This window comes from Streptomyces sp. (assembly GCF_036566765.1).
Taxonomy (GTDB): domain Bacteria; phylum Actinomycetota; class Actinomycetes; order Streptomycetales; family Streptomycetaceae; genus Streptomyces.
In genome coordinates this window covers 1-7,242 of sequence record NZ_DATCVQ010000320.1, presented here as the reverse complement: position 1 = coordinate 7,242, position 7,242 = coordinate 1, and the positions used below count along the sequence as shown (strand labels likewise).

Below are 7,242 nucleotides of genomic sequence, written 5' to 3'. Positions count from 1 at the left end.
CTTCGTTGTAGGCCTGGCCGTCGCGGATCTGCCCTCTGACCTTCTTCTCGTCGGGGGTGGTGCAGGCGCCGGCGAGGGGGCAGACGTTGCGGCAGTAGCGGATCGCGCGGACGTTGCCGGGGTCGCCGAGGTCCCACCACTGGGCGGGCTTGGTGGCGCAGGGCCGGGGGTCGAGGCCGGCGGCGATGAGTCCGACGGCGGGCGCCGGGCGGGTGATGGTGGTGGCGGTCATCGGGTCGCCCCGATCAGCTGGTCGTGGATGTGGGCGGGCTCCAGGGGGCCGAGGTTGAGGGGGCCAAGGTGCTCGTCGACGAACGGGAAGTGCGGGGTGGCGGTGAGGGCGGCGATCGGTCGGCGGACCGGCGGGATGAACGCGGTGGGGACCTCGACGGCCCGGCTGATCGCGGGCCGGTCGGTGAGGGCGTCGCGGAGCTGCGCGGCCCATTCGGGGGTGGCGCCCTCGTGCTCCGGCTCCAGGCCGAGGCGGACGGCGAGGCTGGCGCGGACCCACTGGAGGGTGGTGATCCGGCGGGGCATCGTCGTGGTGGTCATCGGGCCACCGCCGTCCGGTCGGTGTGGAAGGCGTCGCCCTGGGTCCAGTCAGTGCCCTGCGGGTCGAGCGGCTCGTCCTCGCGGCAGTCGGGGCAGCCGTAGCCGGAGCAGATGTCACACGGCTCCTGGAGGTTCGGCAGGGCGTCTACGGCCTTGATCAGCGCCTCGACCTCCGAGAACTGGACCTCGTCGTTTCCGATGAATCGCCGCCAGGCAGCGGCGGCGTCGGCGAGGGGGCGCAGGGCTTCCAGCTCGGCGTTGATGCTGGTCAACTCGTCGACCTGCTCGCCGGCCCGGCGCAGGGCCTCCAAGTCCCGGGCGTACAGCGGCTGGCCGTCGATCACGTCGTAGATGCCGTCGCCGTTGGAGGCGATGTACTCGCGGACGCGCTCGGCGGCGCGGGCCGGCTCGGGCAGGTCGTGGCTGTCGTCCTCGATGTCGTCGGGCTGGCCGGGGATCACGTCGACGTGGGTCAGCGCGATGCAGGACGACTCGTCCGCGACCCGCACGACGGCGGTGTGCTCGCCGAGCAGCCAGGCGGGGGTGGCGGTCCGGCTGGACTTCGCCCGGTCGTCGCGGGTGCCCGTCCAGTAGCGGACCCAGGTGCCGATGAAGTGGGCGTCGTTGAAGTCGTCGACGCGGGACTGCTCGGTGCTGATGTCGTTGGTGGTGGTCATGAGTCGCTCCCGGCGAGGCAGGCCGTCAGCACGACGGCGAGGAGGATGAGGTAGACGGCGACCATCAGGCGGCGCTCCGCTGGGCGAGGTAGTAGCCGTCGAGGCGGTCCCGGGCGGCCTGCTGCTTGGCGCGGTGCTCGGCGGCAACGGTGCGGCGGTGCTCCCACGCGTCGGCGGGGATGGCGGTGAGCGCGGCCTGCTGGGCGTCGAGTTCGGCGCGCAGCCGCTGGTAGTCGGCGGCGGTGGGCTCGGCCGGCGGGTAGTAGGCGAGGACCGCGTCGAGCTGCTGGTCGGTGAGCTGCCGCAGCACGTTGAGGGCGTTGGCGACGGGGTCGGCGGTGAGGCCGAGGTCGTCGAGGGTGGGCGGCTCCCACCCGGCGAGGGCCGGGTCCGTGGCGGTGGGGAAGACGGTGGGGCCGCCGGGCCACGGGTTGGGCAGGGGCCGGACCGGCGGCAGGTCGGCGGCCGGCCACGTCGGGGCGGTCATCGGGGCTCACCGCCCTCGGTCCGTCGGGCCGTGTCGCGGCGGATCAAGTTGGTCCCGATGGCCTCATCGAGGTACCGGACGAGCAGGGCCGCCGCCTCCAGGTCGTCGTCGGACATTCCGGCGACAGCGTCGATGAGCTTGTCCTCGCTGCTGAACCGCAGCGACCAGTCGTGGTCGATGGACACGGCCGCGGCGAGCAGGTCCCTGCCGGCAGCGGACACGCAGCGCCTGGCACGTGCGCTCTGCTCCAGCGCCCGCGAGATTTCGTTGGCTGTTGCCTCGAAGTCGCTCATCGGGCCAGCTCCAGTTCGGCGAGGTGGGCGACGGCCAGCCGGTACTCGACCTCTTCGTCGATGAGGTGCCGGGCGGCGTCGGCGATGTGGCCGGGCAGGGCCGCCCAGTGCAGGGCGACCGCGGCCACCTGCTCGGGGGTGGCGGTCTTCAACGTCTCGCGGAGGGTGCCGAGGAAGACGTCCTCGACGGCGGCGGCCGGGGCGGTCATCGGGTCACCTCGGCGCTGTTCGGCGCGAAGTCGGCGTAGCCGTTGAGCCAGCCGACCCGGTACGCCGAGGAGAAGTGCGCCGGGAGGATGTCGAGGGCGACGAGCATGTCGACCGCCTGGCGGACGCCGCCGACCGGGTACGTGGTCGGCCGGAGCAGCACCTGGCCGGCGCGGACGGTGACGGTGCCGTTGTCGCTGTCCCAGTCGAGGCCGAGGGTCGCGTTGCTGGCGTACGGGGCGTTGACCCAGCCCCAGCACTCGTGCCAGTTCCAGCCGTTGGTGCGGGCCCAGCGGTGCACGTCGGCGATCAGGTGGCGGTGTTCGCCCGGCGCGAAGCCGGGGAAGCCGGTGGGGGTGGTGGCCGTGTCGGTCATGGGATACTCCCTGGGGTTCGGCGCTCCGCGATGTCCTTGCCGGGATGCGGGGCGCTGTTCTGCGTCTCGGGCCGGGCGGCCCGGACGGGGTCTCAGGCGGCGTCGGTCGAGTGGCGGCGGCTGGAGTTGCGGCGGCGCAGGATGTCGAGCTGGATTTCGGCGAGGACCTGGCTGAGCGCCTCGGACGCGGCCTGCCCCTGCGGGGAGTCCGGGTCGAGCGGGGCGATCGGCTTGCGGGGGCCGGACGGCGGCGGCGGGGTCGTCGGGTGCGTCATTTCTCCACCACCCGCTCGAACAGGGCGTCGACGGTGGTGCCGAGGTCAGCGGCCATGCGCATCGCCACGGTCAGGCTCGGGTTCCACTTGCCGGACCGGATGCGGAACATGTGCTGCCGGTTGATGCCGTGGAGCTTGGCCTGGTCGACCACCTTGGTCACGCCGGCCCGTTCGGCGGCGAGGGCGTCGTACACCTCCACGCGGAGACGGACTTTCGCGTCTGTTGGGGCCGAGGGATCGTCCTGTTTTTGCGTCGCTGCCATGTGACTCAAGGTAGACCGTCGCAATCGTGCGACGCAATAGGCGGAGCGGGATGGCGTCGGTTTCATCTGTTCGGACGAGGCGACCTAGACTCCGCTCTGCCGTATCGTCGCAAGTAAGCGACGATTGAGAGGAGGCGAAGTAGCATGTCCCAGTGGAGGAACGTGGCAGGGTTGCGACGGGTTCACAGACCGCGTGACCTGCACCTACAGGTCGTAAAAGAGCGACGCCCGCCGAATGCACAAGATCCGTTCGCCACGCCGTACCGTGTGCATATGAGCGACGGTGCCAGCCGTGAGAGCTGGGCGGACTACCTGCGGCGCATGACCGCACGGCCGGGGTGGAGCGTCGCGCGACTGGCACGCGAATCGGGCGTCCACCGCTCCACCCTGTTCCGCTGGATCGCGGGCAGCGGCGGCGCGAACGTGACCAGCGTCCGCGCCATCGCCAAGGTGCTCGGCGACGACCCGTCCAACGCGCTGCGGGCCGCCGGCAACATGCCTGGCGAGGCCGAGCAGGCGCTGCACCCCGATCTCCAGCTGCTCCAGCGCCGCCTCATGGACCCGGCGGTCCCGGCCGCCGAGAAGGCCGCGATCGAGACAGCGCTGCGCTACCTCGCCGAGGTTGCGGAGAAGGCTGAGCGCGCAGAGCGCCCCGGCCGCACCGTGCGCCGCCGCGCCGCGGGCTGATGCCCCGGCGCCGAACTCTCGCCGCCGTACCCGACCAGCCCGGCCGGGTCGTTCTGTACGTCCGCGTCAGCGCGCTCATGGGAAGGTCCGGAGAGGATTTTCACAGCCCGGAGGTGCAGACCGCGGCCATGCGCCGGGTCGCCGCCGGGATGCGCGAGGTCGCCGTCATCGAGGACATCGACCGCACCGGCCGGCACTTCGAGCGGGCCGGCATCGAACGGATCCGCAAGATGGCGCTGGCCCGGCAGATCGACGCCCTGGCCGTCTACGACGTGTCGCGGCTCGGCCGCAACGTCAAGGAGTCCCTGACGTTCCTCGCGTGGCTCGCCGAGCAGGGCGTGACGATTCTGTCCGCCAGCGAGCAGGTCGACACGTCCACCCCGGCGGGCCGGCTCATGCTCACGAACATGCTGGCCATCGCCGAGTACCGCTCCGATGAGATCGGCCGCGGCTGGTCCGGCACGATCGCCCGGCGGGCCGAACGCGGGCAGCACCACGGGCGTCCGCTCGGGTACGTGCACCGCGACAAGCAGCTGGTGCCCGACCCGGTACTCGGCCCGGCGATGACCGAGGTGTTCCGCCGGTACGCGGTCGGCGAGCCGATCGGCGAGGTCACCCGCTACCTGTCCGCCGTGCGCGGCCGGGCGATGCACACCCCGAACGTGAAGAAGCTGCTCCGCAGCCCCGTCTACCTCGGGCGGGTCGTCGCCGGCGACGAGGTGCTGCCCGGGCAGCACGAGCCCCTGGTCGACGAGGTGACGTGGCGGCGGGTGCAGGACCGGCTCGCCGCCGAGGCCGGCACCCCGCCCCGGCACCTCGCGCCCACGTGGTCGCTCGTCGGGCTGGTCGAGTGCCCGAACGGGCACAAGCTCCAACGCCAGGGCGACCGGCTCGTCTGCGGGCTGGGCCGCGGCGACGTGAAGGGCGGCGGCTGCCCGGGCGTGGGCAGGCCCCTGCTGGCCCGCGTGGAGGCGGAGGTGCTGCGCCAGGTCGCCGAGTACGCCTCCCGGCTGCGCACCGACCACGGTGCCCGGGCCGCCCGGCTGGCCCGGCTGGCTGCCGGCCGCACCGACAGGGCGGCGTTGGAGCGGGAGCTGGGCCGGGCGCGGTCGGGCATGGTGCGGCTGGCGAAGTCCCACGCGCTGGGGGAGATGCCCACCGAGGTGTACCGGCAGGCGATGGGCGAGCTTCGGGAGGCGGAGCGGGCGGCGGCGGTGGAGCTGGCGCGCATCGGTGACGTGGAGCCGCCGCCGGATCCGGTGGAGGCGGCGGGCGCGGTCGATGCGCTGCTCGGCCTGTGGCCGGACATGACGTTCGCGGAGCGGGGGAAGGCTCTGCGGTCGATGGTCGCCCGGGTGGTCGTCAGGCCCGCCGCGCGGTGGCGTGAGCCGGAGTCAGAGCGCGTTGACCTGCTGTTTCACTGGTGACGGTTTGTAATCTCCGACGATCGTCGGAGATGGTTAACCACTGCCATGGCCACCCATCCCCGACGCCCGGTCAGACGAGGTCCGAGCCGCCGCCGAGCAGCCGCATGTTGATCCGCCGAAGCGTCGCCTCAGTCTGCGCATCCAGGCCCGTCCTCGGCGGCGCCAGCGGAACCGTGTCGCCTTGGTCGCCGACGGCCACCCTTCCCACATGCCGGCTGTCCTGGTACTGCCTGGGCAGGTACGTCACGTGCGCCTTTCCCGCCTCGGTGCGCAGCTCCTCGACCGCCGCCGCCAGCTTGTGCAGCTCGTCGCGCAGCTCGTCCCGGCCGGCCTGGCCCCGGCGCTCGGCGGAGCGGGACAGCCAGCCGCAGTACCCGGCGACGAAGAACGCCACCAGGATCGCGTACAGGCCCCGGTTCAGCTCGATCGGCAGCGTGGCGTCGAGGACGTAGGCGACGATGGCGGCGCTGATACTGAACACCCCCAGCAGGAGGTAGACGTGCTCGGCGCACAGGCGGCCGGGGTCTCGTGCGGACGGCTGCTCTCTGGTCCCCCACTGGTCACTCATAGCGGTGGAGTCTCGCCCACGGGTTGCCTGCGCGGATACAAGCATCGATCGGATCTCGCAGATGGCGAAACATGAGTGATCATGGCGTTGCGGTTAGTGGCGTATCAGCGATCTGTTGCCGGCTGAACGGATGATCACAGCGAGCGGGGGGCCACCCGGTACCGGTCCGCCGGGTACAGATCCTGCAAGCCGTCCGCGTGGTGCACAACGATCAGCGGCACTCCCTCGGGCACCTCGTACTCGTCGCGTTCCCGCGGCGTGGGGTTGCGCGCCGACACCTGGTCGCCAGGTTCCAGCTCGATCAGCTCGGGCTCGGTGTGCTCCCGCACGACCACACCGTAGCCGCGCACTGACACGGCCAGGCCTTCATTGCGCAGTTGCATCAGCGCTGCCCGCGCCGTCTTCGTGGCCACCCCGTACGTCTGCGCGAGGGTCGCCTCCGACGGGAGCCGCTGGCCGGGGCGGATCTGGCCGTCGGTGACCTGGGCGCGGAGGATCTCGGCCAGCTCCACGTAGCCGACCGGGCCCCGCCCCGGGTAGATCACGCCCCGGAGGCTAGGGCCCGGCTGTTGGTGCGCTGGCAGGCTACCTGGCTAGCTCAATTTCGACGTCAGGCGGATGCTTTGCGCACCCGCGCGAACCGGTTCCACACACGCCGGCCGACTCGCAGCCGCCGGCCGGAGCCGCGGCACCAGCGGCAGTCGCGGAACACCTTGCCGTCTTTGCGGCTGTGCCGGCCGCTGCCTTTGCAGCACCAGCAGTGGGCGAACGGACGCCACAGCCATTGCGCGGCCTTGATGATGGTCAGCACCGCGAGGAGGCCGAGGGTGAACTTCCACGGGAACGGGTGCTCTTGGGTAGCGGCGGCGGCGATCAGGTGTCTCACGGGCCCTCCAGAGGGGATATCGGCGGGTCGGGTCGTAGGTCGTGCTATCCGCAATCCCGCAGGTCACAGCGGATGTGGGGCGCTAGCCTGCGCGCTATCGATAGCGCCCCACACCGCTATCACTCGGCGATCTCGCGGGGCTTCACGCCGGCGTCGATCGCCGCCTGGAGGGCGTCCAGCCGGAGTCCGTACCGGGTGTAACCCTTGCCGTCGATCTTGCGGTGGACGCTGACCGTCTTGAGCCCGCTGGCCTTCAACGCGGCGCCGAGAGTGGTGACCGTCCAGTCGCCGTAGATTTCCGGCCGCAGCTGCGCGAGGCGCTCCACGATCAGCTCCGACCAGAGGGCGTCCTCGGACTCCGGCCAGACGGCGCGGATGTCGGCGAGCAGGTTGTACGCCTTCACCTTCGGGGCGGGTTCGTGCAGGTCAGGCATGGTGCCGGCGGCCTGCCGGTGCCGGATGGCGTGCTCGGCGATCCGCTTGGCAGCTGGCCCGTCGACCTCGTAGCTGTGGCCGCTGGCCGGCTTGCCGAGGCCGACCAGCC

14 protein-coding genes and 1 pseudogene are annotated in these 7,242 nt (G+C 71.9%); 2 read left to right on the top strand and 13 right to left on the bottom strand.

What is annotated here, in order from left to right; all coding sequences use genetic code 11:
• From VIU94_RS18990 to VIU94_RS18950, 9 genes are all read right to left on the bottom strand, one after another.
• A partial coding sequence (locus VIU94_RS18990; protein ID WP_331913018.1) for a hypothetical protein occupies positions 1 to 232 on the bottom strand: 232 nt, incomplete at its 3' end.
• Complete coding sequence (locus VIU94_RS18985) at positions 229 to 552, bottom strand: hypothetical protein (RefSeq protein ID WP_331913017.1); 324 nt, start codon at positions 550 to 552, stop codon at positions 229 to 231. The genes VIU94_RS18985 and VIU94_RS18990, both read right to left, overlap by 4 nt.
• On the bottom strand, positions 549 to 1,229 hold the full coding sequence (locus tag VIU94_RS18980; protein ID WP_331913016.1) for a hypothetical protein: 681 nt from the start codon (positions 1,227 to 1,229) through the stop codon (positions 549 to 551). Before VIU94_RS18980 ends, VIU94_RS18985 begins: the two co-directional genes overlap by 4 nt.
• 64 nt (positions 1,230 to 1,293) lie before the next feature.
• Entirely contained in the window at positions 1,294 to 1,716 is a 423-nt protein-coding gene (locus VIU94_RS18975) for a hypothetical protein (protein ID WP_331913015.1), read from the bottom strand.
• Positions 1,713 to 2,009 carry a hypothetical protein gene (locus VIU94_RS18970; protein ID WP_331913014.1) on the bottom strand — a complete coding sequence of 99 codons (297 nt, stop codon included), beginning with the start codon at positions 2,007 to 2,009 and terminating at the stop codon, positions 1,713 to 1,715. Before VIU94_RS18970 ends, VIU94_RS18975 begins: the two co-directional genes overlap by 4 nt.
• Positions 2,006 to 2,218, bottom strand: a complete 213-nt coding sequence (locus VIU94_RS18965) for a hypothetical protein (RefSeq protein WP_331913013.1) — start codon at positions 2,216 to 2,218, stop codon at positions 2,006 to 2,008. The genes VIU94_RS18970 and VIU94_RS18965 overlap by 4 nt, the downstream gene beginning before the upstream one ends.
• A complete protein-coding gene (locus VIU94_RS18960; protein ID WP_331913012.1) occupies positions 2,215 to 2,592 on the bottom strand; it encodes a hypothetical protein in 378 nt (125 codons plus the stop codon). Before VIU94_RS18960 ends, VIU94_RS18965 begins: the two co-directional genes overlap by 4 nt.
• 92 nt (positions 2,593 to 2,684) lie before the next feature.
• Complete coding sequence (locus VIU94_RS18955) at positions 2,685 to 2,867, bottom strand: hypothetical protein (RefSeq protein WP_331913011.1); 183 nt, start codon at positions 2,865 to 2,867, stop codon at positions 2,685 to 2,687.
• Positions 2,864 to 3,130 carry a helix-turn-helix transcriptional regulator gene (locus VIU94_RS18950; protein WP_331913010.1) on the bottom strand — a complete coding sequence of 89 codons (267 nt, stop codon included), beginning with the start codon at positions 3,128 to 3,130 and terminating at the stop codon, positions 2,864 to 2,866. Before VIU94_RS18950 ends, VIU94_RS18955 begins: the two co-directional genes overlap by 4 nt.
• A gap of 273 nt (positions 3,131 to 3,403) precedes the next feature.
• Here VIU94_RS18950 and VIU94_RS18945 point away from each other — a divergent pair, with 273 nt between their 5' ends.
• Positions 3,404 to 3,817 carry a helix-turn-helix domain-containing protein gene (locus tag VIU94_RS18945; protein WP_331913009.1) on the top strand — a complete coding sequence of 138 codons (414 nt, stop codon included), beginning with the start codon at positions 3,404 to 3,406 and terminating at the stop codon, positions 3,815 to 3,817.
• Positions 3,817 to 5,244, top strand: coding sequence for a recombinase family protein (locus tag VIU94_RS18940; protein WP_331913008.1), 1,428 nt, complete (start codon positions 3,817 to 3,819; stop codon positions 5,242 to 5,244). The genes VIU94_RS18945 and VIU94_RS18940 overlap by 1 nt, the downstream gene beginning before the upstream one ends.
• Positions 5,245 to 5,314: 70 nt before the next feature.
• Here VIU94_RS18940 and VIU94_RS18935 read toward each other — a convergent pair whose 3' ends face one another.
• The 4 genes and pseudogenes from VIU94_RS18935 to VIU94_RS18920 all read right to left on the bottom strand — a co-directional run.
• Positions 5,315 to 5,812 (bottom strand): hypothetical protein, encoded by a 498-nt coding sequence (locus VIU94_RS18935; RefSeq protein WP_331913007.1) that lies wholly within the window; start codon positions 5,810 to 5,812, stop codon positions 5,315 to 5,317.
• A gap of 134 nt (positions 5,813 to 5,946) precedes the next feature.
• The gene (locus VIU94_RS18930; protein WP_331913006.1) at positions 5,947 to 6,357 is read right to left on the bottom strand and encodes a winged helix-turn-helix domain-containing protein; all 411 of its coding nucleotides are present in this window, start codon (positions 6,355 to 6,357) and stop codon (positions 5,947 to 5,949) included.
• Between the two features lie 65 nt (positions 6,358 to 6,422).
• On the bottom strand, positions 6,423 to 6,698 hold the full coding sequence (locus tag VIU94_RS18925; protein ID WP_331913005.1) for a hypothetical protein: 276 nt from the start codon (positions 6,696 to 6,698) through the stop codon (positions 6,423 to 6,425).
• Between the two features lie 119 nt (positions 6,699 to 6,817).
• Positions 6,818 to 7,242, bottom strand: a pseudogene (locus VIU94_RS18920) (hypothetical protein); the annotation flags it as partial.